We start from the raw sequence: 24,056 nt of genomic DNA, 5'->3' as shown, positions 1-24,056 counted from the left end.
GGAGCTGCTGGCGGGCCAGGTACTCGGCAGGGGCGACCTGGACGGCCATACGGCCCGGCCCGTGCCCGGGCACCGGGGCCAGCTTCACGGCCTCCTCGGGGACGTCGTACACGCCGGCGACGGCGCGCTCGGTGAGGGAGCCGGGCACGGTCTCCCCGGGCTGGGCGAGGATGACCGCCTCGAAGTCGGGGGCGTCCGGGCGGTACTGGCGGATGTGGGCCAGCCGGGTGGTGCCGGTGGCCGGGGCGGCGGCCCAGTACCGGGCGAGGTCCCCGAGGTAGCCGGGCTCGTAGTCGTCCTCGTCGGGCTGCTGCGCGGCGACGGCGGGGAGGTTGTCGGCGGCCCGGCGCAGCCCGCGGGAGCGGGTGAGGGGCACGGCCACGGCCGACAGACCGGCGATGGCGACGGACGCGGCGACCTCCCACCAGGAGGTGCCCGGGGTGAACAGGCCCACCCCGTAGGCGGTGGACAGCCCGAGGACGGGCAGCGCCTTGTAGGAGGCGGTGAGCAGCCGCGGGGCGAATCCCTCTTCACGGTCGCGGGCCCGGGCCCACAGGCGGCACAGGACGCCGGCGCCGGTGCCGAGGGCGGCGGCGTGCAGCTGCCACAGGTCGGTGCCCGGGCCGATCGCGGCCGCCGCGCCGGCGGTGCCGTAGGCGATGCGTTCCACGGTGGCCAGGTGCCGGGCGGCGGTCGCGCTGAGCGGCGGGCGGACGGCGGCGGGGGTGACGGTCTGGGTGGTCACGGCGGGGTCCTCCGGGAGACAAGGGAGGGGCCCGGCCGTGGGTGGCCGGGCCCCGTGGGCTGGTCGGTGTCGGGTGAGAGGTCAGCGGGTGCGGTAGAAGCCCGGGCGGGCCTGCCGGACACCCGAGGCGTTCACCGCCTCGTACACGCCCCGGTACTCGCTCTGGTGGGCGTCGTGGAGGCCCTGGGAGTCGTGCTGGACCTGATCGGCGGTGCGGGCGAGGTCGGCGGACGCCTCCGCGACGGCGCGCAGCGCGGTGGCGGCCTCGTTGATCAGGCCGGTAAACCGCGGCTCCACCTCGGCGGCGGTGCACAGGTCGGCCAGCATGTCGGCGTGGTCGGCGTCGCGCCCCATACGGCGCTGGAGGGACCACAGGCCCTCTTTCAGCGCCAGGGCGGAGGCGGTGAGCGCGGCCGTGCGGGCGGCGAGCCCGGTGAAGGAGGGCGTGCCGGTCGTCGCGGGCAGGTGGGCGGGGCGCGGAACGAGATCACTCATCGGTCGGTCCTCAGTCTTCGTTGTGGATGCGGGCGGACGGCATGACCAGGCCGGCGTCGGCGGTGGCCTGCTGGACGGGGCGGTAGGCGTCGTGCATCTCGTCGTGTGCGTGCTCCACGGACTCCGCCGCGTGCAGCGACTCGGTGCGCATCGCCTCCGCCCGGCGGGCCAGCAGGTCCATGGACTCCGACAGCCGCGCCATGGCGGCGCTGGTGAGTCGGCCGATGACGTTGTGCCGCTCCGCGAGCTCGTCGGCCAGGTCCCGGAGTGCGTCGCGCAGCTCCCGGGCCTTGTCCGCCAGGGCGGCGCACTCGTCGTAGGTCTTGAAGCAGTCGGTTTTCGACGTCTTCAGCGACGTGAGGACGTCGTCCAGGGTGACGTCGGTCAGGTGCTCGGAGGCGGCCCCGCCCGTGCGCGGCGAGGGAATCGGGACGGACACGCGCGTCTCCTTCGTGGGCGTGGTGGTGTGGGTACCGGCCGCCGGGGCGGCCGCGGTGCGCGGGGAGGAAGGGGCGGCGGGGGCGGGGCCGAGGGCGGCGGGCTCCCAGACGGGACCGTTGCGGACGGGCGGGCCGTCCTGTTCCACGGTCCACACGACTTCCGCGTCCCACATGGCCTCGAAGAGGCTGTCCCAGGGGTTACGGCGGCCGCCGCCCGGCGTCCCGTAGAACTCCCACCCGGCACCCGGGCCCGGGGTGGGCCCGGTGGTCGGGCCGGTCGCCGTGGCGTCTCCTGCGGCCGTCTCCGGGCCGCTGCCGGTGGGCTCGGTGCTGGTGTCCCCGGTGGTCGTCGTGGCCGCCCCCTCGGCGGTCCCGTCGTCGTCCCGGGGCACCCGGCGGAAGACGGGCGGGTCGGGGTCCTCCCGGCGGCGGCGCAGCCGCTCCTCCGCGCGGCGGCGGGCCTCCTCCCCGATGGACGCGGCCAGGGTGACGCGCTCCGTACCGGTGGGCCCGCTGCCGTCCCCGCCGGTGGTGGGCTTGGCCGTCTTGTCGTCGCCGGTCTCCCCCGCGTCCTTACGGGTGCTGTCGTCGTCCTTCCCGGCGCGCTTGCGCTCCGCCAGGTCGGCCTTGTGCTGGCGGGCGGCCTCCTTCTGTGCGGCCTTCTCGCGGTCGCTGCGGCGCCGGGAGCGGTTCAGGGCGAGCTGTCCGAGGACGCCCGGACGCCGGCCTACGCCGCTGCTGCTGCCCGAGTCGCTGCCCGGGGTGGCGCCGGACGACGATCCCGAGCCCTTGCCCGAGCCGCTGCCGGTACCGCCGCCCTTCCCGGTCCCGCCCGACCCGGAGCCGGTGGAGCCCTTGCCGGTGCCGCTGCTCCTGGTCGACGTGCCCGACCCGGGCGAGGTGGAGCCCTTACCCGTCGGCTTGGCCGGCGAGCCCGAGCCGTCCGAGCCGGGTCCCTTGCGTCCGGGCCCGGTCCCGCCAGGCCCCGAGGACGGGGAGCGGCGACCGCCGGCACCGGACGACGAGGAGCCGCCGCCGTTGCCGCGCCCTGTACCGCCTCCCCCACCGGAGCCGAGGGACCGGCGGCCGTACTCCTGCGAGGAGGGCACCCGGCCGCGCCCTCCCCCGCCGCCTCCGGTGCTGGCGGCGTCGGCCCGCATCCGGGCCTCCTCCAACTTCTGGCGAGCGGCGCGCAAGGGCGCGGCCTCCGCCGCCCGCTCCATGCGGCGCTGCCGCCAGTCGGTCACCGCACCGGCCGCACCCCGTAAGGCGGCCAGCGCGATGGCGAGGACCGCGGCCAGGCTGAGCGCTCCCATACCGATCTCCTCCTCCTGGTCGTCGTCCTGGCCGTCCGCGCGGAACGTCGCCGGGACCCGGACCCGTCCGGGTGGTGGGGCGGGGAGCGGCGGCAGGACCGGACCGGTCACGGCGGCCAGGGAGTCGCCGGCGGACCGGCGGTTGCTGGTGGGAACGGGGACCGCCCCGGCGCTCGAGGTGGTCTCGGGCGGCGGGGCGGCCGGGGGAGGCGGGGACGGCGCAGGCCGTCCCGGTGGGGGTGGAGGCAACGGCGGGAGGCCCGGCGGTGCCGGACTCCTCGGCCTCAAGGGGGTCACGTTGCTGTCATCGCCCATGGGGCGCTCCTTGACAGTCGGTCACCGTGCGGGGCATCCTCGCGCGCCCGCGCGCCCGCTCGCCCGAGCGCCCGCATTATGCGCACGCGAGGCCCAGCCCCGCCCGGTGATGATGAGGATGATGGTTACTGTCCGTGCTGCTGGTCGACCTGGTGGCACCAGTTCTCCAGCGCCCGGGCCAGGTGCTCCCACAGCTCCGGGTCACCCGCGCGTTCGGCCCGGGTGGCGATCGCCCGGGCGTGGTCCCACCAGACGGCGGCCACACCCTTGGGACCCCGCGCGGCGTTCGCTTGCTGCCGCGCCTGCAAATGCCGGACGCGGTTGGCGTACCGGCGCTGCTCGGGGGTGACGACGTCGCTCACGCGCCCCTCCGCTGCTGCTGGCCGAACAAGTCCGCGATGCCGCGCGCCGCCGGGCGGGCGGGGTCGGCGGCCGGGGCCGCGGCGGTGTCCTCGCCCGGGGTGAACGCGGACACCGACTTGTGCAGGCTCTTGGCGGTGAGCGCGGCCACCGAGGAGCGGCGGCCGGCCTTGCGGAGCTGCTTGGCCTCGCGCTGCGTCGGGAGCGCCTGGACGTGGGCCTTGTGGGCGGCGGCCGCGAGGCGGAACCGCTCCATCGCGTCCTCCTGGCGGCGGGCGGCCTTGATGGCGGCCTTCAGGTGCTTCTCCACCTTGCGGGCCCGGCGAGGGGCGGACAGGCGGCCGTCGCCGTCCACCACCTCGGAGCGCAGCGCGGACTGGAACAGGGCCAGCACCTCCTCGTACGCGGCCGCGTCCTGGTGGTGGACGCGCTGCCGGTCCAGCGTCCAGGCGGACAGGACGTCCAGGTCCAGCAGCCGCTCGTAGTCGCTACTGCGGTTGATCTCAGCGGTCACGGTGTCCTCCGTGGGTGTCTCGGTGGTGCGTGGTCGGGTGGTCCCGCAACCGCGCCCGGCCATGAGGGGGCCGGTCGGGCGCGGCAGGGGGAGCACCAGGCGCACGAAGGGGCGGCCCGGTACGGGGCCGCCCCTTCGGTGGTGGTGAGCGGGTGGGTCAGTCGTCGCAGGTGCAGGAGCAGCCGGTCCCGGCGCACCGGCCGCAGTCCTGGCAGGCGGAGCAGGTGCGGCAGTGCTGGCAGCCGGGGCGCAGGTCCGGCGGCCAGCAGCGGCAGCCGGTGGGCTGCCACGGCTCGGGGGCGCCGAACAGTCCGAGCTGTCCGGGGGACATGGGCGCCGGCGTCTTGCGCGGCGCGCGTGGCTTGATGGTGGGCGGCATGGTGGGCGCTCCCTCGTCGTCGCTGTACGGTCGCCGTGCGGCCCGTCCGCCCTCACTAGACCTGGGGGCGGGCGGGCCGTGTCGTGCGGTCGGTCAGGGCCGGTAGCCGTCCTGGATGAGCCGGGCGGCCTCCTGGCGGTACTGGGAGGCGGTGCCGGTCGCCACGCCGAACGTGTCGGTGATGGCCTCCAGCGACATGCGGTCGGCGTCGCCGCCGTGCTGCGCGAGGACGATCCGGGCGAGCTTGCGGACGGTCCGTTCACGCGGGGAGAGCCGGGCCAGGTCCTCCGCGTCGGCGGCGCGCAGCTCGGTTTCAGCGGCGGCGGCGGCCGCTTCAGCCGCGGCCTTCCGGGCCTCCGCGGCGGCGCGGTCGGCGGTCGCCTTCCGGGCCTCCGCGGCGGCGGTCCGGGCCTCGGCTTCAGCGGCGCGGGCCTCGGCTTCACGGGTGGCCTGCTCCGTTTCACGCGCGGCCCGCTCGGTTTCAGCGGCGGCGGCGGCCGTTTCAGCCGCGGCCTTCCGGGCCTCCGCGGCGGCGCGGTCGGCGGCGGCCTCCCGGGCGCGGGCCTCGGCGGCTGCGGCGCTCTCCAGCGCCTCCGTCTCCAGGGCGGCGGAGCGCTCCACGGCGGTCACGGTGGCCCGGGCGCGGACCTCGGCGGCCCCGGTGGAGGCGGTCACCTCGTGCCGGGCGGCGTCCACCAGGCCGGCGGCCCGCAGCCGGGACGCCTCCAGCTTCGCGGCCCGCTCCGCCGCCCGGATCTCCTCGGCGGCCTTGCGGGCTTCCTCGTCCTCCCGGCGCCGCTGCTCGCGCTCTGCGGCCTCCTGGGGCAGCGCCAGGGCCTCGTCCACGGTCAGCCCGTACCGGGCCATGGTGAGGGGCAGACGGGCGTCTGAGGGGGCCTTGCGGACGCTGCCGTGCTTGCGCTCCAGCATCACGCGGTAGACGCGGAGCGCCTGGTCCCGGTCGACGGCCTCGGCGTACGAGGTCAGGCCCCACAGCCGCATGCGCCGCCACATGCCGAAGGTGGGCAGCGGGGCGAGCATCCAGCGGTGCAGGGGCACGCCGTCCGGGCGGGTGCCGTGGGCCAGGCCCGAGGTGCGGATGACCAGGTAGCGGGCCGCCTCGACGGCGACGACGAACAGCACCGGCATCACGGCGTGCATGGCGGCCGCGACCGGGTCCTCGGCCGGGGAGTGCTGCCCCGCGTTGGCGTTGAAATAGATCGTGGCCAGGGTCAGGCCGTGGGCCACGGGCCGCAGGAACGGCCAGGACAGGCCGCGCCGGGCGAAGTGGAGGTCCAGGGCCAGGGCGACGATGATCCCGGCGTCCACGCCGATCGGGAAGGCCGGGGCGAAGTCCCCGAATCCCTTGTCGACGGCGAGGGCCCGCAGCGCGCTGTAGGACCCGGCGAAGCCGATCCCGGCGACCACGACGGCCCCGAGGACGGCCACGACGGCGAGGGCCTTCCAGGCGAGCGCGGAGCGGTCCCGGGGTGCGCGTGAAACGGGGACGGCCGGAGATGAAACGGCGGCGGGTGCGCGTGAAACGGGGACGGCCGGGGGTGAAGCCGGGGCGGCCGGCGGTGGGGTCAGGGGGAGGTGCGCGGTGGTCACGGTGATCCTTCCGGTAGGTGCTGCGGGAGTGTGACTGAAACGGCGGGCCGTCCGCGTGAAGCCGGGCGGCCCGCGCGTGAAACCCGGCTCACTGACCGGTCGGCACCGGCTCCTCGGTGTCCGTCGGCGGGGCGTCGAAGCCGAGGAGGACGGCCACCAGGTCGAGGGGGCGGCCCAGCTCCAGGCCGCGCGCCCGGACGTCGTCCACGAGGTTGCGCAGGACGCCGTACGCGATGGCGTGCCGGATGCCCTCCCCCGTCTCGGGGTCGGCGGCCGCGTCGCGGAGCCGGTCGACGTCCTGGCGGATCTCGTCCAGTTCGGCGCGGGCGGCGGCCTCCACCTGGTCCCGCTCCGTACGGGCGGCGTCCCGTTCGGCGGTCACCTGCTTGATGACCGCGTGCAGGCCCTCGTACTGCGCGCGGGTCTCGCGCTCCGCCTCGAAGCGGTCGGCGTGGAGCTGGGCGAGCTGGCGGAGCTGGTCGCCGGCGACGTTCTCCGCGCGGATGGCGGAGTCCGTGGCGCGCTCGGCCTCGCTCTTGGCCTGGTCGCGTTCCTGCCGGACGGCCGGCAGTGCCACGCTGTCCGCGCGGAGGGCGTCCAGGGTGGCCGTGCGGATGATCCGGAACATGCGGTGTCCCCTCCTGGTCATGAGGCGGCCCCCGGCGGGTGCCGGGGGCCGGTGGTGCGTGGTCGTGCGGGTCAGCGGCCGGGCTCGGGGTGGCCGGCGAGGTACCGGGCGAGCCGGACGTGTCCGGCCTGGACCGTGGCGGCCTCCGCCGCCGCGGCGGCGCGCTCGGCGGCCTGGAGGTGGAAGCGCGTGGCGTCCACCAGACGCTCGTGGGCCAGGCCCTCCACCCAGTCGCGCGCGGGCTCGGGCTCCGGGGCGGTCACCGCTTCCCTCCCTGCCGGACGCGGCGCAGCGCCTCGTCCATGTCCGGGTCGGAGTCGGTGGCGCGCAGGACCTCGCCACAGCGGCACCGCCAGTAGCCGCACAGCGGGCAGGCGTCCTCGGCGGCGGCGGAGTTGATACGGTCACGCATTGCGTGCTCCTTCTCTTGTCTGGTGACTGGTGCGGAGCACGACGACCGGCCCCCGGACCTATGGCGCTGCAATCGCCCCGGGGGCCGTCGTCGTGCATGGCGTCGGCCCCCGGCGTGGGTGCCGGGGGCCGGTGGTGCGGGAGGGGTCAGGGCCGTTCACGCACGGCCCGCTCGGCGGCCGCCCGGAGCGTGTCCCGGCTGATCTGCCGGGGGTCCCACGTGAGGGTCAGGCGTCCGGCGGGCCGGGTGATCCGGACGGGCTCCCCGCAGGGCAGCGGTCCGTGGACGAGCACTATGGGCGGCTCTCCTGGTGTGGCGGTCATGGTGCGGCCGTCCTGGTCGGTCAGGCCGCGAGGGACGCCGGGGCGGTCTCGGTGGCGGCCGGGAGCTGGACGACGTCGGCGGCGGCCGCCGTGACGCGCAGGGACGGGGCGCAGGTCCGCATGGGGACCTCCCCCAGCCCGAGACGCTGGTAGGTGGCGCGGATGGCCTCCAGGTCCGGCGTCTGCCGGGAGGACGGGACACGCTCCACGATCCACCCGCCGTAGCGGCCGGCCGGGAGGCGGTCCAGGATCTTGCGGGCCTTGCGCTTGCCCCGGTCCCCGGCGCGGGTCTGGTCGGTGGCGGCGGCGTAGTCGGCGGCCGCGCCCTCGATGACCTCGGGGGCCGGCATCTCCTCCGGGGTGAAGACGTCCGCCGGGTCGGGCGCCGTCTCGGTGGCGCGGGAGCGGACCAGGGCGGCCGGGGTGAGGGTGGAGCGGACCGCGTCGGCGGCGGTACGGACGGCGCGACGCGCGCGGGAGGTGACGGTGCGGATCATGTGGTGCCTCCTGGTATCCGGTGCTGGTGCTGGTGCGCGGCCGCCAGGGGCGCTGCAATCGCCCTGGCGGCTGGGGTGCCGAGTGGGCGCGGCTCCGGCACGACGCGCGGCGCGCGAGGTGCTGGACCGCGACGACTCGGAAGTCATCGAGTGGTGCCGGTCTTCGCCTTCCTCCAGCTCGCCTACGGCGTCTGGACGTCACCCCGCCGCCCGTACTGGCGCGGAAGGGCAGGCCCACGGGTTACCGGCGTGGTCCCTGCTGTGGAGTTCTCAAGAGAACGGGCGATTCCTTCAAGGCCGCCATCACGCGCTGCTCTCCGGTCGCTACCGTGGTACCTACCTATCTAGATAGGCGGTTCCGAGACCGATTAAGACACGACATGGAGGGAGTGTCAACCCATCTAGATAGGTGTGTTTCGGAGGGGTGCCTGACCTGGGGATTTGAGGCGCGCAACACCGTTCGAAAGCTGCCACTTTCAGAACCTAACTAGCTATGTCATGCTTGGGCGCCAGACCAACATCACGAGCGGAAGGGACGGAGGCCGTGGCCAGGAAGGAGCCGGGCAAGGTCGAGCGGATCGCCGCCGATCTCCGAGCGAAGATCGAAAGCGGGCACTACCCGCCGGGCGCGAAGCTGCCGAGTTCTGCCGAGCTCCAGGCCGCGGAGGGCATCGCCTTCCAGACGACGCGCGAGGTCTACCGCGTGCTGGAGCGGGACGGCCTGGTCGTTACGCACATGGGCAAGGGCTCATTCGTGACGCCGTTCCTGGGGAAGATCACCAGGGACGGGACCGGCCGCTACCAGCCCGCCGCCAGAGAGGCCGGCGGCGCGCGGGGCGCGTTCGAGGCGGAGCTGAACCGGCTCGGGCTGGTCTACAAGCCCACGCCGACCGACGTGTCCCGGGAGCGGCCGCCGCGTGAGGTCGCGGCCGCGCTCGGGCTGCACCACTCCGCTAAGGCCATCTCCCGCCGCCGCGTCATGCGCGCCGGCCGGGACGAGGCCGACCAGGCGGAGGGCTTCCCGGTGCAGATCGCTACGTCGTGGTTCCCCATCGACGTAGCGGGCGGGAGCCGGATCGAGGACCAGGACACCGGCCCGGGCGGCAGCAAGAGCCGTCTTGCCGAGCTGGGGCACGCGCAGCGTCGTGTCCGGGAAACGATCGAGGTCCGTTTCCCGTCCGCCGTGGAGGCCGAAGCACTCGGCATCCCGGAGGACCGCCAGGTGTACGAGCTGACGCACCACGCCTCCACGGAGGAGGGCCGCGTCGTGGAGGTCGCGGTGCACGTCATGCCCGCGAGCATCTGGCGCTTCTCGTACACGTGGGAGCTGGACGCGGACTAGCGGCCGGCCCTACTGCCAACCCACCACCACCAGCAAGGAGCGACATGCCGACCAACACCATCGGCACTGACGGGACGATCACCCGGGACGCCCGGAGCCGGTACCGGCTGCGTGCCGAGGGCGGCGCGCGCGGCGCGTTCGAGGCGGAGACGAAGCGGGCCGGGGGCACCCCTCGGGCTGAGGTCGAGGTGACGCGGGGGACGGCCCCGGCCGACGTCGCGGAGATCCTGGGCGACACGGGGGAGGTCGTCATCCGGCAGCGCCGCATGTACGACGGCGAGCGCCTGGTGCAGCTTGCCGACACGTACTTGCCGGCGTTCGTGGCGGAGGCGGCCCCGGCCGTCGCCCAGCTCGACACCGGGGAGGGCGGGATCATCTCGCGCATGGCTGACGCGGGCCTCGCTCAGACGGACGTCGTGGAGGACGTGTGCCAGGTGCCGGCGACCGCCGACCAGGCGGCGGCCCTGGGCGTCCAGGAGGGTGCGCCGCTACTCACCATCACGCACGTGGGCCGGACCGAGGACGGCCGTACCGTGGAGGTCACCCGGCATGTGCTGGGGGAGGGCTGGACGCTGCGGTACGGCGTCCCGCTGGACTGAGGCACCCGCCCCGGGCTGAAACACGACAGCGCCCCCGCTCCAGGTGATCGGAGCGGGGGCGCTGTGCTGTGCGGTCAGGAGACGGGGCGCACCTGGCGACGGCGGCGGACGGTGACCGGCGAGGTACGGCGCGGCTGGTGCGCCCGCTCGTCGGGCTCGACGTCGGGGGCCTGGAGCGCGTCCAGCACCAGCTGAGCCACCTCCGGGTTCTGCGCGAAGAAGAACCGCGGATTGACCCGGTAGATGCTCGCTTCTCCGGTGCGCTGGATCAGGCGCAGGGCAGTAAGACGGGCGAGGGCGTCGTAGACGGTGGACATGGAGTTGCCGCAGTCTTCCGCGATCTCCTTCGGGTCCACCTCCATAGGCGCGTACAGAGCGCCGTTGCACGTCAGCCACTCCAGGGTGCAGCGCTGCGCGGCCGTCAGGTTGAGGGTGTAGACGGGGTGCGCCATTGACAGGTCATCGGCGTTGATATGGGTGGTCACGCGGTGGCCTCCTGCTCCTGGACGAATCGGCGGAGTTCAGCGGTCAGCTTTGCCCCGAGGTTCCGGGCGGTATCTACCGCAAGGATCGCCGATGCCAGTGCGTCCTGAGCAGTGGATCGAGCGGAGTCCGCGGCCTTACTGCTGGGGAGCGCGGCGGCGACCTCGGCGGCGGTCTCGGCGGCCGTGCGCGCGGCCTCCAGCGCCTTTTCTGCTGCCTTGATGGCGGCCGTCCTAGCCTTGTCATCCGCGACAACGGGGGGCGGGTCCATGCGGAGACACGCCTTCACATGGGACTCCCCGCTGCCCTCCCAGAACCGGCGCGGGTTGAGCTGGTAGATACCGGAGCGAGCACCGCCGACACGCAGCAGGAGATTCAATCGGACCAGGCGCGCAATGGCCTTCTTCACGGCGGTGTCGCCGCTGCACAGCTCGGGGGCAAGACGTGCGGGGTTCAGCGGCACAGGGTTGGCGGAGCCGCCGTGCTGCTTCATCCAGTCAATGATGTCCCACTCGGTGCCGCTCAGATTGAGTCGGAAGTTGGGCACTTCGACGCCGTGACCCTCCAGGGTGTATCCCTTGCCGTCGAAGACGTGGGACACCCGCTGCCTTTGCTGGAACACCTCGCCCGACTTCTCGTCGACGACGAGTGCTAGACGACGCGGCTTGCTACTCGATGCTGCCATGCTCCGCTCCGATCCGAGAGCTACGCATTAACGGGCACTTTTCTGCCCCTTAGCTCCGCTGCGAGCTACGTTACGGGCGCGATCATACACTTCAGAATCCGAAAGGTGCCCCCTTAGCTCGGCGTGTTGCGTGTGGTGTTCTGTAGCGAGCGCGACCTAAGGGGCACTTTTCCGCCCCGTAAGGTGCACTTTTTTGCCCCTTACGCCAGCGTCTCCGCAGGTCAGCGGTACCGTCCCCTTCTTAGTTAAAAGGCGCGCCCCGTCGCCTCCCGCCCGCCACCGGGGGTCACTGTCGTCCCCGAGCTCCACCCCGCAGGGTCGGACTGCCTGGATGGCCAGCAAGGTGCCGGGGGGCTGTCCGGGGACGGATCGAGTACTTCCGTCCGCGCTCGCTTGCGAGTGCGCCCCCGGAGGGCCGCCGGAGGCTGCGCCGATCACCAGGGAGCCGCAACCCGCCGAATCTCCTTGCCGCTGTCGACCGGCGCCCAGGGTCGGCGCGTCCTCGGGCCTGGAGGCCCTGCGGGGCCCGACTGGTGCCACCCGAGCACCGCCGGCGGCCGCCGCTCCTCGGTGGCCGGGCAGCAGGGAGGAAGCGTGGTCACCGTCGGCGGTGGCTGAGCGAGGCACACGCGCGCCTGGTCGTCCGGCGCCCCCGCCGCTGTGGCTGACTTTCTGTGGCTGAGGTCGATTCCCCCGCCGTACAACTCCCCCTCCCCCTTGGACACCAGCCACGAGGGGGCGGAGGTCGACGCGCGGCCGGTGGGAGCGCCTGGCCCGCGGGCGACTACGGGGCACGGGTGCTCCAGGTCGCGGCGGGCGGGGGTCCGGAGGAGCCCGCCGCGAGTGTGCGCAAGGGCGCAGCCCGTAGCCCCGGAGCGAAGCGGAGGGGTCGCTAGTAGGTGGGCGCAACGGTGCGCACCGTCCACCGGGCAGGGTCCGCCCACCGGAGGCGACGCACTGCCGGACCGGCCCGCAAGGGTCGGTGCACCACCAGGGCGCGGCACCAGGCGGGAAGAGCGCGACCACCAGGCCGCAGCCGACAGCCAACCCCCGAACCAGAGCAAGGCAGCTCGCTGACCTGGGGTATCAACTCTTAGTTGATGTGATGTCATCCCCCGATCAATGCATAACAACTTTGAGTTTCTTCGTGGTGATGGAGGGATCAAAAGATGCAGGTCAGCGAAGCGGCTTACTTCGACGTGTCACCACACTGAGCTGACGCGTCCGGTAGGGGCGCTGCATGCTCCCGTGCCGAACGATCTCCCCTCCCGACGGGTATTCCCCCATCCGGCGATTGCGGCCGTTGGCAGGTGCGGGGCGTGGCAGTCTCTCGATCCGATACCCGTACCCACCCGAAAGGACAGCCGTGCCCACCACCTGCACTCGGACCCTTACCGCCGGCCCTCTCACCCTCCCCCGGGTGACAGCGGAACTCGGCACTATCTGGTCCGAGGACCGCCCAGGCCTCCCCGGCGCCGGCGTCGCGGTCGAGTTGACCGCTGTCCTGGAGCTGCTGGCCGCCGTAGACCGTGGCGAGGTGCGCCCGCTGGAGGCAATGGCAGCCTTCGGCCCGTTCGTGGAGGCAGCAGCCGATTACGGCCGCGAGATGGAGCGGATTGCAGAACTCTCCTGGCGCGGCACCGCGGGGAAGCCCGACACCCGCCCCTGAAGGCGCTGAGCGGTTCCGTGCCGGACGATCTCCCCTCCCGACGGGTATTCCCCCGTCCGGGAGGTCGAGAGCGCGGCAGGCGGGAGCACGGGGACGATCCGGGGGACAGCTACCGCCGGCGACCCGCGGAGGTTGGGTAAGGCACGGTTTTTCGTGCCTTAGCTCCGGGGTGTCGTGCCTTACTGCGAGGAACCCGCAGACCGGCGTCCGAAACACCGCCGCCACAGAGGACACGCGCCGCGCGGGGTGACAGAACCTGCGGAAAAGCTGACACCGGGAACGGGCCGTACACGGGGACGGTTCACCGGGCGAACGGGCGAACGGGGCGGATACGGGGTGAGCCGGGCATAACCGGGGACGGGTTTCCGGGCCCCGGTTCACCGGTCGCCGGAGGACCGGGCCCCTTTAGTAAGAACATCAAGCACCACCATCAAGTGGTTCCGAGGTGTCCTCCGCTCCGCTCCGGACACCTCGGCCGGTGGGCGGCCGGCCTTACCGGAAACCCGCCTCACACGCGCCCGCGCGGAGGCGGTCCAGAAAGTCCAGAAACCCCCGGCCCGCCGGCCCCGCGGAGGCGGCCCGGCCGGGGGGTGGACTCCCGCGAAGGTCCAGCGGCAGGGACCTCCCACCGGGCATCCTGGCGGCGAGGAGACGGCCCGGGGAGGACAGCGGTGAACTTCGCGTTCGTGTGCGGCTGGTGCGGGGCGCCGTGCGTCATGTGGGGTGAGCCGGTCGCCTCCTGGTGGACCGACAGATACGAGCTGCCGGACGACTTCGAATGCTGGTCATGCGGCGGTATCAGCACCACCCCGCCCCCGCCCTGGACACCGGCCGACGACTAGCCGCGTCCGCGGCGGTCCTCGAGGACGCGCGGCCGCGCGAAAGGGCCGACACCCGCGCGCGGTCGCCGGCGCCGGACACGCAGCTCGGCGAGCACGGCCGCCTCCACGTGCTCCGCCTCGGCGCGGGTGGGCAGGTGGACGACGCCGATCATGCGCCAGCCGCGCCGCTCGTTCACACGGAGGCGGTCCGTGTCGGCGTACGCGTCCGTAAGGCCGATCCGGTGCGCGGCAAGGTCGGGGTGCGTCGCTACGTAGACGGCGGCCGTCACGCGTCGTCCTCCTCGGCGCTGCCACGGAACCGGAATCCGGCGCGGGTCGCATACTGCGCTCCCTCGTGGCGCAGCCGCTCCGCCCGCCCGAGGTCGTACAGCATCGCGGCCGCCAGGACGTCCGGCGGGATCTCCTCGTACACCTGCCGCTGCTGGGCAACGGCGGCCTCAAGCCTGGCCATGGCCTCCGCGCCGACGTCCACCTGCTCGGGAGTGACGTCGCCCTCGTCGTCCGCCCGGCCGACGCCCGGGCCCGCCGGATTTTCTCCCCCAATGGGGGAGGTCGACGGGGCCGCGGTTTCTCCCCCATTGGGGGAGACCGGCCGGGACAGTGCCCGCTGTGCCGCGTCCTCGATCACCCGCACCATCTGGTCCGGGTCGCGCGGCAGGCTGGCCGGAAGCTCCTTGCGAGCGGTTCCGATGGCGGCCGCGGTGGGCTTCCTCGTACGCCGCTCCACGGCCTTGGCCAGGGCCACCGTGGCGGGCCCGCCGTGCTTGCGGAACGTCAACACCAGCTCCCGGGCCTGCCGCTCGTTCAGCACGGTCACCCCGGCCGACTCCAGCAGCGCGTACACCGGCCACGCGTCCATGAGCCGGTACGCCTGGCTTTCCGACAGGCCGTCCCAACGGGCCGCCAGGTACTCCGTGAAGGTCTTGAAGCCGGGACGTCCAGGCCCGGGCCGGTACAGCCTGGCCTGGTTGATCGTGGCGAGCGCCTTGCCGGCGACCGCGAACGCTCTCTGAAGACCGGCCACGCCCCGTTCGCACGTTTCCAGGTCGGCCACCTCCTGAGCGGTGAGGGTGTCCCCGTCGCTCGGGGCGTACGGCGCCGGGATGTGGTCGACGGTGAGCGGCGTCGACAGGTCCGCGCCGGTCAGCTCGGCCAGAACTCCGGGGGGCCGCGCGGGCGCGGGCTCCGCCTCGGCGCTGGTCTCCTCCTCCAGCTCCTCGTCGGGTTCCTCGCTGCGGGTCGACGGCATGGCAAGGGCACGGCGGGTCACGCGGTGGTCTCCCTCGTGGGCAGGATGACGCCGGCGGCCTGGTCGTAGTCCCCGGCCGGGGCCGCGTCCGGCGCGTACAGGCGGATCGGCTGTTCGGTGAGGGGGGCCTCTGCCGCGCGGACGCTGCGCCGGATCGGGATGACGGCCGCCTCCGGGTAGTCCTCGGACACCTGCGCCGCGAGCTGCCGGGCAAAGCTGCTCTTGTCCCACGCGGTCAGCAGGACCGCCCCAACCCTGAGCTTGGGGTTCGTCTTCCGCTGCACGCTGCGGATCGTCTTGTGCAGGGACGCCATGCCCTTCATGTCCAGACCGCCGACCTTGATGGGCACCAGGGCCTCATCCCCGGCGGTGAGCGCGGCCACGGTGACCAGCCCGAGGGACGGCGCAGCGTCGATCAGGGTCACGTCGTACGGGGCGCGGCCGCCGGCCTCCTCCATCTCCTGGGCGAGCGCGTCCGCGAGAGCCTGCTCCGCACCGATGGGCCGCTCGTACTCCACGCGCTGGAGGTCGGTGCCGGACGGCACCATGTCCACCCCGGCGAACCGCGTCGGATAGGTGGCCTCTGCCAGGGTGCAGTCCTCGAAGAACACCGACCGCAGGGAATGCCGCGGGGAGTCCTCCGGGTACTGCGGCAGCAGCCACGCGGACAGGGCGGCCTCCTGGTGGTCGGCGTCGATGACACGGACCCGGTAGCCGGCCGCCGCCCACGCGGCCGCGAGCTCCACCGTGCTGGTGGTCTTGCCCGCGCCGCCCTTCTGGTTGACGACGACGAACACCCGGGGCGCGGACGCCTGCCGGAACGTCGCGGGGACGAGGATCTGCGGCCGCCATGCCTGATACGGCGTGTCGGCGTTCCACGCCGTGACGACCTCCAGCCGGTCGCCCGGCGGACTGTCCAGCGGCGGCAGCGCGGTACGGGGCCCCTGGTCGGGGTGTGCTCCTGGTGACTCCATGCGGGGACGGTAACTGCCGCCGTGGCCACGCGTCGCCGCCGGGCCCGCGCGGACATGCGAACGGCCCCGCCCGAGGTGCTCCCAGGGCGGGGCCGTCGCGGGCCGGTTCTGATCAGGACGGGTTGATCAGGTTCACTGCCTCGTCGTCGCCCAGCTCGTACAGCGCCAGGACAACGGCGTACGTGGCGTCGTCCATCCCGAGCGGGCGGGACCGGCCGTCCGCGAGGTCGCTCCGGTACAGCTGGTGCTGTCCGTCGGCCCACGTACGCAGCAGCGCCCGGGCGTCGTCCGGAGTGATGTCGAGCGCGGCCGCCACCTCCGTCCACGAGGCGCCCAGCTCCAGCGCTTCATGGACGCGGCTGCCGTGCTCGTCCGCGATCCGCCGGCGGATCGCCTCTCCGAGTGCGAGCGCGGCCAGGGCGTCGCCGGCGGTGCCGCGCTCCCCCGGGTGGTCGGCGGGGAGCCGGTGGAGCATCAGCCGGTCGTTGTGGACGGCGCGCTGCTCCACCAGCCCGGACAGCCCGGCGAGGTGGGGCACGCCGTCGGGGCGCCGGATCTCCTGCGCCTTCCAGGTCTCATACGGGTCGGTCATGGGGTGCTCCGTGTCTGGTGTCTGGTGACTGGTGACTGTCGGGTCCTGCGTAGCAGCCCGGGCCGGTGGCGCGCGGGCGGTTCGGGAACGAATCACGCGGCCGTGGGGGTCCGCTCCGGACTGGTTACAGCACCCCCTTGAGGGCGTTGTCCTGGTGGCTCCAGCGGTCGGCCGTCTGGATGTAGCCGTCCAGGACGGGGCTGCCGTCCACGTGCCCGGAGATGTTCGAGATGGCCTTGCGGTCCTTCCCCGCGCGGCGGGCCTCGGTGATCATCCCGGAGCGGACGGAGTGGCCGGTGAAGCGGATCGTCACACCCGCGCGGCGTCCGGCCTCGGTGATGACGGCGCCCACGGACTGAGGGGAGAGTCCGGCCCGGGTGACGCTGCCGGTGCGGTGCATCCGGCGCAGGGCCGGGGTGTCCGGCTCGATGCCGGCGGCCTCCTGCCACGCCTGCCATGCGCGCACCGGGCAGGTCTCCGGGGTGGAGCCGTAGGGGACGGCGACCTGCCGGGGGTGCGTCTTGGACACCCGCACGTCGACGTCCAGGCCCTCGCCCTCCACGAGGACCAGGTCCCGGGCCATGAGGGCGGCGGCCTCATGGCGGCGGGCGGCGGTGGCGAAGGAGAGCAGCACGGTGGCCCGGTCGCGGAGGCCGGTCAGGGTGTCCGGGCAGGCGTCCACGATGGCGCGCAGGGCGTCCAGCCGCATGGCGGGGGCCTTGCCCCGGCCGCGCGGCGGCTCCTTGCGGGCGGCGGCCTGCCGCTTGAGGTCCTTCAGCAGCTCGCGGGCGGCCTCGGTGAACTCCGGGGGGATGACGACGCCGTGGTCCCGGCGCAGGGTGACGGCGAGCCCGGCGAGCCTGCGGTCGATGGTGGTCGGGGCCAGGGGCCGGCCGTCCTCGCCGCCCTGGTCCCACATCCACGTCACGTAGGTGCGCAGGACGCCGGGCTTGTAGGCGGCTGCGGTGAGGGGGATGCCGAGCCCGGTGGCGAACCGGGTCCAGGTCTTCCAGTCGCCCGCGTAGGCGCGGCGGGTGTTGGCCGGACGCTGCCGGGCGGCGAAGTCCTCCGCTGCGTCGTCCAGGGCGTCCAGACGCTCGGTCAGCTCCGGGCCGTACTGGTCCGGCAGCACGAGGGAGGGGGCGGTGATGAGGGGGGCCGGGAGGTGCGGGGCGGCCAACTCCACGGCGGTCTCGGGTGCCTGATCTGTACTCACGATATGTGAGCTTATCGTGAGTTGGGGCGTGGCAGAAGGGTTCCGGTGTGGGCAGGTGTGGCACGCAGTCCACCCCGGACATGACGACGGCCCGCCCTCGCCGGCGGAGTGCCGGACAGGGGCGGGCCGTTCCTTGCGCTACGTCTTCGGTCGCCGGTGCTCAGCCGCCGGGCGGCCGACGAGGGGGCGTGTACCGGGCCGCCCGCCGGCGGCGCTCCTGCGCGGCCTGGACAACCTCATTCACCTCGGCGGCCACCTCCTTCAGTTGCTCCGGGTCCTCCGCGGCGATCTCCGCCACCAGGTCCAGGATCTCCGTGCCCAGGGCGGCCGCCTCGGTGCGCCGACGGGCGATGCGCTCCACCCGCTGCTGGATGCTGCCGCTCATACCAGTGCCTCCAGGTCCAGGCCCACGAGGACGTACGTGGTGCCCGGGGCGCCGTCGGCGTCCACGGTGGTCAGCTCCGAACCCTCCTCGGTGGTGCGCCGGTAGCAGCGTGGCCCGCCGGCGTCTCCCCACAGCCGGGTGCCGTGCCGCTCCTCCGCCCGCAGGTCCACCCGGGCCCCGGAACGGGCCCGCCGCTCCCGCAGGAGCCGGTCCACCCGCCGGTGCAGGCTGCTGCTCATCTCAGGTCTTCTCCCATGTCGTCATGGCCTCCAGCTCGGCCAGCTTGGCCTCCAGGACCGCGTGCGTGCGGAAACCGGGAATCAGCTTCAACGTGTCCACCGCCGCCCGCCGCTGCTGCGCGGTCACCTCCGTGTCCCCGGCCAGGGCCCGGGCCAGGGTGTGCACGGCGACCGGCCCGAGGTGGGTCAGGCTGGCCACGGTGTCCGCCAGCACCTCCGCCCGGGCCTCCTCGATGACCGCCATGAACGTGGACTGTTTCCTCCAGTTGCGGATCGTGCGTTCCGGGATGCCCAGTCGTCGGCCGACGGTGGCGCAGCTCGCGCCGCGGGCGAGGAGCTTTGCGGCCTCCTGGCGGTCCTCCGGGGAGTGCGCCACCGGGTCACCTCCGTGTGGTCGTGGTGGTCGGGGCAGCGTGCTACCGGCCCAGGGCGGCCAGGATCGGCCATTTGGCCGGGGCGGCGGTGCGCGTGTGCTGGTCGGAGAGGGGTGCGGGTACGGCGGGCGGGGTCCGGGATGGCCGCCTGGTGGTCGGTGTGCGGCCGCACCCGGCCATCTGCGGCCACCGTGCGGCCGTTCCCTGCCCTGCGGGGGTGGTCAGCCGGTGGCGGTCTGCTGCTCGGCACGCTGCTGGGCGAGGATCTCCCGGGCCAGGCGCAGGGCCTCCGCCTCCTCCTGCCGCTGCTGCTCCGCGGCCGCCCGGCGCTCCTCCTCCCGCCGTGTGGCCTCCTCCTCCTGCCGCCGGCGCTCCTCCAGCTCGGTGGCGAGCAGGGCGTCCAGGGACTCCGCGGCGGCCAGGACATACCGGGCGTAGTCCGCGAGGTTGGTGTACCGGCGCTGCCGCTTCTGCGCGTTGAAGCCGGACGCCTTGAGGTCCAGGCACACCGACTTCATGCAGTCGACGACGCGGGCGATGTCCCCGAACGTGGCCGTGTCGGGGGAGGGCCAGCGCTCGGGCGGCAGGCCCGTGAGGCGGTCGACGGAGTTGTGCCGGCGGCTGAAGCTGAAGGTCATGGGGTGGGTCCCTTTCGTGGGAGGGGTCAGGGGCGGGTGTCTCGTGGGGAGCGGCGCCGGGGCGTCAGCCATCGGGGGCCCCTTCCGGAGCGGTGGCGGGGTGCGGGGTGTCGGCGGTGCGGCAGTCCTCGCAGAACTTGGCCAGCAGCCCGTACCGGACATCGGGCCCGAGCACGTACAGGGCGGGGGCGGCCAGGGCGGTGCACTGCGGGATGGCGCACCAGGGCGACAGCAGCAGGTCCGCCATCGGGGCGTGCGCGCAGAGGGGGCAGAAGGCACCGCGGTCGGGGTCGATGGCGGACAGGAAGACCGGCCCGGGGTGCGGGCACCGGGCACCGCTGCCCAGGGCCTGCGCCGCGCGCTGCTCCGCGAAGCCGCGGGCGCGCAGCCCGAACGGCAGGAACGCCACCATCTCCGTCTCCGTGTCCGGGCCGGTCACCGGTACACCCCCCGCCGGGGGCGCCGGGCCGCGGCCCACTGCTGCGCGGCCCGTACGGTCTCCTCCGGGTCGTCCTGGTGGGTCAGGACGTCCTCCATGTGCCGGGCGAAACTCTCGCCGACCGTGCTGCGGTGCTCATCACTGAATCCGGCGAGCCACGCCGCGGCGGTGCACTGCCGCCGGCGGGCCGTCTCGTCCGCGACGTGCGCCAGCTCGTGCCGCAGCGTGCGGTCCATGGCGCGGCCGGGGCGGGCGCGTACCGGGTCCACGCTGATCTCCACCCAGTGGCGGCCGTTGTCCGGGTCGGTGCGGAACACCGCCTGCCCTCGGGTGTCGGGGAGCTGCTGGACGGCGACGCGCAGCGCGGTGAACGGGGACCCGGGCAGGGAGAGCAGCCGGCGGGCGTACCGGGTCCACCGGGAGGCGGACGGCACTCGTGGGGAGATGAGCACCCACCGGCGTTCCCGGGTGTCCGGGGCATAGAAGCCGCTGGCTCCTCGTGGCTCGCGCGGCATCCGTACCGCGGCGGCACTCAGCACGGGTGCGGCCGGGGGCTGCTGCACCTGGTCGACGCGGGCAGTACGGGCGGCGGTGAGGTCCAGCGGGGGCCGGCCGGGGCGGGACAGCCACGTGTCCAGGGCGGCGCGTCCCGTCGCCTCCAGGGTGCTCGCCGGGGCCGGCGGCCGCCATGAGGGGTCGAGGCGGGCCAGCACCTCGGCGTGCCCGGTGTCGTCCGGGTGCAGCGCGGCGAACAGCCGGGCGCGGGCGAGGAGGGTGTCAGCAGGCACGGGGAGCCTCCAGCGGGGACGGGGCGGTGAGGACGTCCAGGGCGGCCGTCCAGGCGGGAGGGGTGGGGGAGCCGAGCGTCCAGCGGTCGGGGGCCGTGTGGCGCATCAGACCGGCGGCGAGAGCCGCACTCAGGTAGCGGTGTCCGTCGCCGGCGGACAGGCCTGCGGAGCGGGCCAGCGTGGCGGGAACGTCCAGACCGATGGCGGGCAGCACCAGGCCGTACGGGTCGGCGTGGACGGCGGCGGCGTACAGCAACGCGAGGAAGCGGCCGCGGCGCAGGTACGGCGGCATCGTGGGCAGCCACTCGCGCTCAAGACGGCGAGTGAAGAGGCCGGGCAGGAACCCGACGGGAGTACGGGGCGACCGTATGGGCGGGGCCGCGGGCGCCAGCAGTGCGGGCATGGTGGTCCTGGTGGTCTCGGTGATCGCCCGGCCTCGAACGCCAGCAGCGGGTGAAGCGATCTCCGGGAGGCCCAAAACCATCCCCGGTCATGCAGTCATGCGGTCAGGCGCGGGTGGGCGCCTCGATGCGGTCGTGCTCGTCAAGTGCGGAGCGGTGAACGCGTACCGTGCGGCCGTTCGGCCCGAGGCGGCGGGCGCGCAGGATGCCGCGCCGGGCCCACCGGTACGCCGTGGACGTGGAGATGCCCAGGTGTCGGGCGACGTACGGCACTGGCAGCCAGTCGCCGGCGTCGGAGATGTCGGCCATGCTCCCCCTTCCGTGGCAGGTGTGTTCACCCCTGCCAACCATGGCAGGCCGTAGATCGTTCCCGGACAGCAAAAAGGCCCCCGGCCGCACCCTCGTCGGAGGGGCGGCCGGGGGCCTCGGTGGAGCGCGCTCGGGGGCTACGGCAGGGCGGTGAGCAGGGCCAGCACCAGGACTACGAGGGAGACGGCGGTGATGTCGATGGCGATGCGTAGTCCGGCGTACTTGCGGCGGGCGATCTGGGAGAGCCGCACAAGGTGGGCGGCCTGGCCGTCGTCCGGGCTCTCTAGGTCCTGCAGGACCTCCTCCGGGGTGCACCGGCACCAGTGCAGGTATGAGCCGCGCTGTGCGCCGTCCAGGCGGGGGCGGACGACGGCCAGGACCGCGAGCACCGCGGCGACCAGGCCGACGGCGCCGGCGGCGACTAAGGCGGCCGCGACCGTGGGCAGGGACCGCCCGGGCACCGCGGCGACCACGACCGCGAGCGGCAAGGAGACGGACGTCAGGAGGATGCCGGCCTTGGCGTCGGTGCGGCCGATCTCCACCAGGACGGTGGTGATGGCGGCGTCCAGGCGGGCGGCGGTGGTGGTGGGCATGGGCGTCTCCTTGATGGGGGTGGACGGGGTCACAGGCCGCGGGCGTCGGCCAGGCGGGCGGCTTCCTCGAGGAGGCCCGCGGCCGCGGCTGCGCCGGGCAGGTGGTGGTCGTTGGCGTCGGGGATGGTGTCGGCGCCGGGGCAGTGCCGGCGGATGGCTTCCAGCAGGACGGCGAGTGCGTCGTGCAGCTCGGCGGTGCTGGCGGCTTCCGCGCGCAGCGCCCCGTACAGGCAGCGGGCGCCGTCCTCGTCGACGGTGGCGCCCTGGCACCAGCCGTCCCGCTCCAGCCGGGCCTGGGCGCGCTGCAGGAGCGCGGCCACGGGAGTGGGGTAGAGGTCGACGGGCGGCCGGTAGGGCTGGACGGCGGTGGGGACGCGGACGACGTCGGCCAGGTCGACGGGCTCGACGTCGGGCACGCGGAGTGCGGTGTTCACCGCGACGGCGAGCCCGGCCAGGTTCAGCCGTTCGTCCATGCGGTCGCTGACGGCCGTGAGGCGCTCGTCCAGGGAGGCCGGCGGGTGCTCGGCCTCGGTGGTTTCGGCGGCCCATTCCGGGGCCGGTACGGCGGTGCTGGGGGCGTGCACGCGGTCCTCCGGGGTGGAGAGCGGGCTGGGCCCCCGGCGGCTGTCGTGCGGCGCGCTCGGGGGCCCGGCGGGGTGTGCGGGGTCAGGACTCGGTGGGCTGGTCGGTGCGGGCCCACACGCCGTGGCCGACGCGGACGACCAGCCCGGCCTCCTGGAGCTTGGAGAGCGTGTTGTCCACGGACCCGGAGGCGGGCCCGCCCTCGGTGCCGACACCGACCTTCTGGCGGATCTCCCGGGTACGCAGCGGCCCGCCGGCGAGGACGGCCAAGACGTCGTCCCGCAGGTTGCGGGCGGGCGCCGGCGGGGCCGGGACGCGGGAGGCCGGAGCCGCCGGGCCGGGCCGCGCCTCGGCGGCCGCGGTGGCGCGGTCGGCGGTCTCACCAGTCAGCAGCTCCACCGCGAGGTCCAGGCCCTCGGCGTAGGCGCGGCGGAACACGTCCTCCTCCTGCGGGGTGAAGGACACCGGCGGCGCGGACTCCATGAGGGCGATGAGCCCGGGGTACGTCCGCTCCCGCTTCACCGCGCGCCATACCCGGGACAGGTAGGGCTGCCCGGACTGGATGAGCCACGCGGTCCCGGCGGCCGTCGGCCCGGTGGGTGCCTCCCCGCCGGACCACGCGGCCTCCAGCTCCGCCGCGCCGGTCACCCCGAAGTGGCGGGGAATCGGAGTGATCTCCACGGCACCGGTGGTCATGTCCGTGGCCATGGAGCGGGTCATGCTGCTGTTGACTCGCCCGAGCCACACAGAGCCTTGCTTCGCGTTGGCGCGGATCTTCTCGGAGTCTCCGAGGTCCTGGAGGTGGATGGACTGGCCGGCGATCCGCACGCCCATGCCGAGCTTGCGCCATGTGATTTGTCCGGCCCCGAGCATCCCGGCGACCCACTTGCGGAACTCCTTCGGGGTCCCGGCGTCCTCCGCGATCATGCGGTTGATCTCGTCCATGGTGAGGATCGCCAGCCGCCACGGCTTACCCAGGGTGAAGGACCCCCAGCCGTTCGCGGCGCTCACCTCCTGGCGGTAGGAGGCGACGGCGGAGAACGCCGCGAGCGTGGCCGCCGACTCCGCCTGTCCGGCCCCGAAGTGCGCGACGCGGCCTTCCGCCTCCGGGAGCGACATGCCGTCCTGCGCGTCCGTGACCACGCTGACGACCCCGTTGATGCGCTCGGCGGCGAGCAGGGTCAGCAGCGTCACGCTCTTGCCCGAGCCGGGGGCGCCCACCAGGAGGTCGGTCAGCCCGCCCAGCTCCGGGTCGTACAGCGGCCAGCGACCGGGCCGGCCGTCGTGGCGCAGCCCGATGGCGATGCGGCCGCCGGCGTCCATGCGGAGGTCGTCCACGGTGGCCTCGCGCACGGTCAGCAGCGGGTGCTCCCGGTAGAGGGTGACCACGCCCTGCGCGATGCCGTCCGTCTCCACCATCAGCAGCTCCGGGTCCTCCACCCCGAGCGCCCGGGCCAGGGGCAGGCGGGGCAGGTGCAGCAGCTCGCTGTCCGCGGCCTCCACCCGCATCACGATGCGGTCGGTCTCGATGCGGTGGTCCACCAGCTCCACCCCCGGCGCCACTCCGCCCTTCGCGGAGACCTTCGCGGCCCACAGCGCGGCGAGCTGATCGGCGGGCCCCC

Annotated in this window: 34 protein-coding genes; 4 read left to right on the top strand and 30 right to left on the bottom strand. The window is 74.1% G+C overall.

Going from position 1 to position 24,056, the window contains the following annotated elements; all coding sequences use genetic code 11:
- From KYY02_RS32040 to KYY02_RS31985, 12 genes are all read right to left on the bottom strand, one after another.
- The coding region (locus KYY02_RS32040) for a plasmid transfer protein TraX (protein ID WP_371244238.1) at nucleotides 1-745 on the bottom strand (745 nt) is incomplete at its 3' end.
- An 81-nt stretch (nucleotides 746-826) separates the two neighbouring features.
- A complete protein-coding gene (locus tag KYY02_RS32035; protein WP_371244236.1) occupies nucleotides 827-1,240 on the bottom strand; it encodes a conjugal transfer protein TraB in 414 nt (137 codons plus the stop codon).
- Nucleotides 1,241-1,250: 10 nt separating this feature from the next.
- Nucleotides 1,251-3,107: a hypothetical protein gene (locus KYY02_RS32030; RefSeq protein ID WP_371244234.1), complete on the bottom strand. Its 1,857-nt coding sequence runs from the start codon at nucleotides 3,105-3,107 to the stop codon at nucleotides 1,251-1,253.
- 329 nt (nucleotides 3,108-3,436) lie between these two features.
- Nucleotides 3,437-3,673 (bottom strand): hypothetical protein, encoded by a 237-nt coding sequence (locus KYY02_RS32025; protein WP_371244232.1) that lies wholly within the window; start codon nucleotides 3,671-3,673, stop codon nucleotides 3,437-3,439.
- Nucleotides 3,670-4,185: a hypothetical protein gene (locus tag KYY02_RS32020; RefSeq protein ID WP_371244229.1), complete on the bottom strand. Its 516-nt coding sequence runs from the start codon at nucleotides 4,183-4,185 to the stop codon at nucleotides 3,670-3,672. The genes KYY02_RS32025 and KYY02_RS32020 overlap by 4 nt, the downstream gene beginning before the upstream one ends.
- A 157-nt stretch (nucleotides 4,186-4,342) precedes the next feature.
- The gene (locus KYY02_RS32015) at nucleotides 4,343-4,564 is read right to left on the bottom strand and encodes a hypothetical protein (RefSeq protein WP_371244227.1); all 222 of its coding nucleotides are present in this window, start codon (nucleotides 4,562-4,564) and stop codon (nucleotides 4,343-4,345) included.
- Between the two features lie 93 nt (nucleotides 4,565-4,657).
- Nucleotides 4,658-6,013: a DUF2637 domain-containing protein gene (locus tag KYY02_RS32010; protein WP_371244225.1), complete on the bottom strand. Its 1,356-nt coding sequence runs from the start codon at nucleotides 6,011-6,013 to the stop codon at nucleotides 4,658-4,660.
- A 250-nt stretch (nucleotides 6,014-6,263) separates the two neighbouring features.
- Entirely contained in the window at nucleotides 6,264-6,803 is a 540-nt protein-coding gene (locus tag KYY02_RS32005) for a hypothetical protein (RefSeq protein ID WP_371244223.1), read from the bottom strand.
- 71 nt (nucleotides 6,804-6,874) lie between these two features.
- The gene (locus KYY02_RS32000) at nucleotides 6,875-7,066 is read right to left on the bottom strand and encodes a hypothetical protein (protein WP_371244221.1); all 192 of its coding nucleotides are present in this window, start codon (nucleotides 7,064-7,066) and stop codon (nucleotides 6,875-6,877) included.
- Nucleotides 7,063-7,215 (bottom strand): hypothetical protein, encoded by a 153-nt coding sequence (locus tag KYY02_RS31995; RefSeq protein ID WP_371244219.1) that lies wholly within the window; start codon nucleotides 7,213-7,215, stop codon nucleotides 7,063-7,065. The genes KYY02_RS32000 and KYY02_RS31995 overlap by 4 nt, the downstream gene beginning before the upstream one ends.
- A 146-nt stretch (nucleotides 7,216-7,361) precedes the next feature.
- Nucleotides 7,362-7,538 (bottom strand): hypothetical protein, encoded by a 177-nt coding sequence (locus KYY02_RS31990; RefSeq protein WP_371244217.1) that lies wholly within the window; start codon nucleotides 7,536-7,538, stop codon nucleotides 7,362-7,364.
- 20 nt (nucleotides 7,539-7,558) lie between these two features.
- Entirely contained in the window at nucleotides 7,559-8,035 is a 477-nt protein-coding gene (locus tag KYY02_RS31985; RefSeq protein ID WP_371244215.1) for a hypothetical protein, read from the bottom strand.
- A 544-nt stretch (nucleotides 8,036-8,579) separates the two neighbouring features.
- Here KYY02_RS31985 and KYY02_RS31980 point away from each other — a divergent pair.
- Nucleotides 8,580-9,377, top strand: coding sequence for a GntR family transcriptional regulator (locus tag KYY02_RS31980; protein ID WP_371244213.1), 798 nt, complete (start codon nucleotides 8,580-8,582; stop codon nucleotides 9,375-9,377).
- Nucleotides 9,378-9,421: 44 nt separating this feature from the next.
- Nucleotides 9,422-9,976: a UTRA domain-containing protein gene (locus tag KYY02_RS31975; RefSeq protein WP_371244211.1), complete on the top strand. Its 555-nt coding sequence runs from the start codon at nucleotides 9,422-9,424 to the stop codon at nucleotides 9,974-9,976.
- Nucleotides 9,977-10,050: 74 nt separating this feature from the next.
- On the opposite strand, the gene KYY02_RS31970 is transcribed toward KYY02_RS31975, so the two are convergent.
- Both KYY02_RS31970 and KYY02_RS31965 read right to left on the bottom strand, forming a co-directional pair.
- On the bottom strand, nucleotides 10,051-10,461 hold the full coding sequence (locus KYY02_RS31970; protein WP_371244209.1) for a MarR family transcriptional regulator: 411 nt from the start codon (nucleotides 10,459-10,461) through the stop codon (nucleotides 10,051-10,053).
- Nucleotides 10,458-11,144 (bottom strand): hypothetical protein, encoded by a 687-nt coding sequence (locus KYY02_RS31965; protein ID WP_371244206.1) that lies wholly within the window; start codon nucleotides 11,142-11,144, stop codon nucleotides 10,458-10,460. The genes KYY02_RS31970 and KYY02_RS31965 overlap by 4 nt, the downstream gene beginning before the upstream one ends.
- A gap of 1,420 nt (nucleotides 11,145-12,564) precedes the next feature.
- Between KYY02_RS31965 and KYY02_RS31960 the strand changes: the two genes are divergently transcribed.
- Nucleotides 12,565-12,813, top strand: a complete 249-nt coding sequence (locus KYY02_RS31960) for a hypothetical protein (protein ID WP_371244205.1) — start codon at nucleotides 12,565-12,567, stop codon at nucleotides 12,811-12,813.
- 671 nt (nucleotides 12,814-13,484) lie between these two features.
- Nucleotides 13,485-13,655 carry a hypothetical protein gene (locus KYY02_RS31955; RefSeq protein WP_371244204.1) on the top strand — a complete coding sequence of 57 codons (171 nt, stop codon included), beginning with the start codon at nucleotides 13,485-13,487 and terminating at the stop codon, nucleotides 13,653-13,655.
- Here KYY02_RS31955 and KYY02_RS31950 read toward each other — a convergent pair.
- From KYY02_RS31950 to KYY02_RS31875, 16 genes are all read right to left on the bottom strand, one after another.
- The gene (locus KYY02_RS31950; RefSeq protein WP_371244201.1) at nucleotides 13,652-13,924 is read right to left on the bottom strand and encodes a hypothetical protein; all 273 of its coding nucleotides are present in this window, start codon (nucleotides 13,922-13,924) and stop codon (nucleotides 13,652-13,654) included. The genes KYY02_RS31955 and KYY02_RS31950 overlap by 4 nt on opposite strands.
- Nucleotides 13,921-14,925, bottom strand: a complete 1,005-nt coding sequence (locus KYY02_RS31945; RefSeq protein ID WP_371244198.1) for a hypothetical protein — start codon at nucleotides 14,923-14,925, stop codon at nucleotides 13,921-13,923. The genes KYY02_RS31950 and KYY02_RS31945 overlap by 4 nt, the downstream gene beginning before the upstream one ends.
- On the bottom strand, nucleotides 14,922-15,878 hold the full coding sequence (locus KYY02_RS31940) for a ParA family protein (RefSeq protein ID WP_371244196.1): 957 nt from the start codon (nucleotides 15,876-15,878) through the stop codon (nucleotides 14,922-14,924). The genes KYY02_RS31945 and KYY02_RS31940 overlap by 4 nt, the downstream gene beginning before the upstream one ends.
- A gap of 112 nt (nucleotides 15,879-15,990) precedes the next feature.
- Nucleotides 15,991-16,470, bottom strand: a complete 480-nt coding sequence (locus KYY02_RS31935; protein ID WP_371244194.1) for a hypothetical protein — start codon at nucleotides 16,468-16,470, stop codon at nucleotides 15,991-15,993.
- Between the two features lie 124 nt (nucleotides 16,471-16,594).
- Nucleotides 16,595-17,686, bottom strand: a complete 1,092-nt coding sequence (locus KYY02_RS31930) for a tyrosine-type recombinase/integrase (protein ID WP_371244192.1) — start codon at nucleotides 17,684-17,686, stop codon at nucleotides 16,595-16,597.
- 160 nt (nucleotides 17,687-17,846) lie between these two features.
- A complete protein-coding gene (locus tag KYY02_RS31925) occupies nucleotides 17,847-18,071 on the bottom strand; it encodes a hypothetical protein (RefSeq protein ID WP_371244190.1) in 225 nt (74 codons plus the stop codon).
- Nucleotides 18,068-18,310 carry a hypothetical protein gene (locus KYY02_RS31920; RefSeq protein ID WP_371244188.1) on the bottom strand — a complete coding sequence of 81 codons (243 nt, stop codon included), beginning with the start codon at nucleotides 18,308-18,310 and terminating at the stop codon, nucleotides 18,068-18,070. The genes KYY02_RS31925 and KYY02_RS31920 overlap by 4 nt, the downstream gene beginning before the upstream one ends.
- 1 nt (nucleotide 18,311) lies before the next feature.
- Nucleotides 18,312-18,686, bottom strand: a complete 375-nt coding sequence (locus tag KYY02_RS31915; RefSeq protein ID WP_371244186.1) for a helix-turn-helix domain-containing protein — start codon at nucleotides 18,684-18,686, stop codon at nucleotides 18,312-18,314.
- Between the two features lie 219 nt (nucleotides 18,687-18,905).
- The gene (locus tag KYY02_RS31910; RefSeq protein WP_371244184.1) at nucleotides 18,906-19,322 is read right to left on the bottom strand and encodes a hypothetical protein; all 417 of its coding nucleotides are present in this window, start codon (nucleotides 19,320-19,322) and stop codon (nucleotides 18,906-18,908) included.
- Between the two features lie 64 nt (nucleotides 19,323-19,386).
- Nucleotides 19,387-19,761: a hypothetical protein gene (locus tag KYY02_RS31905; protein ID WP_371244182.1), complete on the bottom strand. Its 375-nt coding sequence runs from the start codon at nucleotides 19,759-19,761 to the stop codon at nucleotides 19,387-19,389.
- On the bottom strand, nucleotides 19,758-20,549 hold the full coding sequence (locus KYY02_RS31900) for a hypothetical protein (RefSeq protein WP_371244180.1): 792 nt from the start codon (nucleotides 20,547-20,549) through the stop codon (nucleotides 19,758-19,760). The genes KYY02_RS31905 and KYY02_RS31900 overlap by 4 nt, the downstream gene beginning before the upstream one ends.
- A complete protein-coding gene (locus KYY02_RS31895) occupies nucleotides 20,539-20,952 on the bottom strand; it encodes a hypothetical protein (protein WP_371244178.1) in 414 nt (137 codons plus the stop codon). The genes KYY02_RS31900 and KYY02_RS31895 overlap by 11 nt, the downstream gene beginning before the upstream one ends.
- Nucleotides 20,953-21,055: 103 nt before the next feature.
- Entirely contained in the window at nucleotides 21,056-21,259 is a 204-nt protein-coding gene (locus KYY02_RS31890; RefSeq protein WP_371244176.1) for a helix-turn-helix domain-containing protein, read from the bottom strand.
- Between the two features lie 137 nt (nucleotides 21,260-21,396).
- Nucleotides 21,397-21,852, bottom strand: coding sequence for a Pycsar system effector family protein (locus tag KYY02_RS31885; protein ID WP_371244174.1), 456 nt, complete (start codon nucleotides 21,850-21,852; stop codon nucleotides 21,397-21,399).
- Nucleotides 21,853-21,881: 29 nt separating this feature from the next.
- Nucleotides 21,882-22,436 (bottom strand): DUF6197 family protein, encoded by a 555-nt coding sequence (locus KYY02_RS31880; RefSeq protein WP_371244172.1) that lies wholly within the window; start codon nucleotides 22,434-22,436, stop codon nucleotides 21,882-21,884.
- 82 nt (nucleotides 22,437-22,518) lie between these two features.
- Nucleotides 22,519-24,056 (bottom strand): P-loop NTPase family protein (locus KYY02_RS31875; protein ID WP_371244170.1); only part of this gene is annotated, 1,538 nt, incomplete at its 5' end.

The organism is Streptomyces pimonensis (assembly GCF_041380215.1).
GTDB classification, from domain to species: domain Bacteria; phylum Actinomycetota; class Actinomycetes; order Streptomycetales; family Streptomycetaceae; genus Streptomyces; species Streptomyces pimonensis.
The sequence above is the reverse complement of the archived record's forward strand: the minus strand, read 5'-3'. Positions and strand labels throughout refer to the sequence as shown.

Excerpts from the sequence above, each read along its gene's own strand:
- KYY02_RS31895 (WP_371244178.1), bottom strand. The coding sequence starts at position 20,952 with ATGCCCGCACTGCTGGCGCCCGCGGCCCCGCCCATACGGTCGCCCCGT.
- KYY02_RS31965 (WP_371244206.1), bottom strand. The coding sequence starts at position 11,144 with ATGGCAGCATCGAGTAGCAAGCCGCGTCGTCTAGCACTCGTCGTCGAC.
- KYY02_RS32005 (WP_371244223.1), bottom strand. The coding sequence starts at position 6,803 with ATGTTCCGGATCATCCGCACGGCCACCCTGGACGCCCTCCGCGCGGAC.
- KYY02_RS31990 (WP_371244217.1), bottom strand. The coding sequence starts at position 7,538 with ATGACCGCCACACCAGGAGAGCCGCCCATAGTGCTCGTCCACGGACCG.
- KYY02_RS31935 (WP_371244194.1), bottom strand. The coding sequence starts at position 16,470 with ATGACCGACCCGTATGAGACCTGGAAGGCGCAGGAGATCCGGCGCCCC.
- KYY02_RS31925 (WP_371244190.1), bottom strand. The coding sequence starts at position 18,071 with ATGAGCGGCAGCATCCAGCAGCGGGTGGAGCGCATCGCCCGTCGGCGC.
- KYY02_RS31890 (WP_371244176.1), bottom strand. The coding sequence starts at position 21,259 with ATGGCCGACATCTCCGACGCCGGCGACTGGCTGCCAGTGCCGTACGTC.
- KYY02_RS31910 (WP_371244184.1), bottom strand. The coding sequence starts at position 19,322 with ATGACCTTCAGCTTCAGCCGCCGGCACAACTCCGTCGACCGCCTCACG.
- KYY02_RS32015 (WP_371244227.1), bottom strand. The coding sequence starts at position 4,564 with ATGCCGCCCACCATCAAGCCACGCGCGCCGCGCAAGACGCCGGCGCCC.
- KYY02_RS31975 (WP_371244211.1), top strand. The coding sequence starts at position 9,422 with ATGCCGACCAACACCATCGGCACTGACGGGACGATCACCCGGGACGCC.
- KYY02_RS31920 (WP_371244188.1), bottom strand. The coding sequence starts at position 18,310 with ATGAGCAGCAGCCTGCACCGGCGGGTGGACCGGCTCCTGCGGGAGCGG.
- KYY02_RS32035 (WP_371244236.1), bottom strand. The coding sequence starts at position 1,240 with ATGAGTGATCTCGTTCCGCGCCCCGCCCACCTGCCCGCGACGACCGGC.
- KYY02_RS31940 (WP_371244196.1), bottom strand. The coding sequence starts at position 15,878 with ATGGAGTCACCAGGAGCACACCCCGACCAGGGGCCCCGTACCGCGCTG.
- KYY02_RS31885 (WP_371244174.1), bottom strand. The coding sequence starts at position 21,852 with ATGCCCACCACCACCGCCGCCCGCCTGGACGCCGCCATCACCACCGTC.
- KYY02_RS31995 (WP_371244219.1), bottom strand. The coding sequence starts at position 7,215 with ATGCGTGACCGTATCAACTCCGCCGCCGCCGAGGACGCCTGCCCGCTG.
- KYY02_RS31985 (WP_371244215.1), bottom strand. The coding sequence starts at position 8,035 with ATGATCCGCACCGTCACCTCCCGCGCGCGTCGCGCCGTCCGTACCGCC.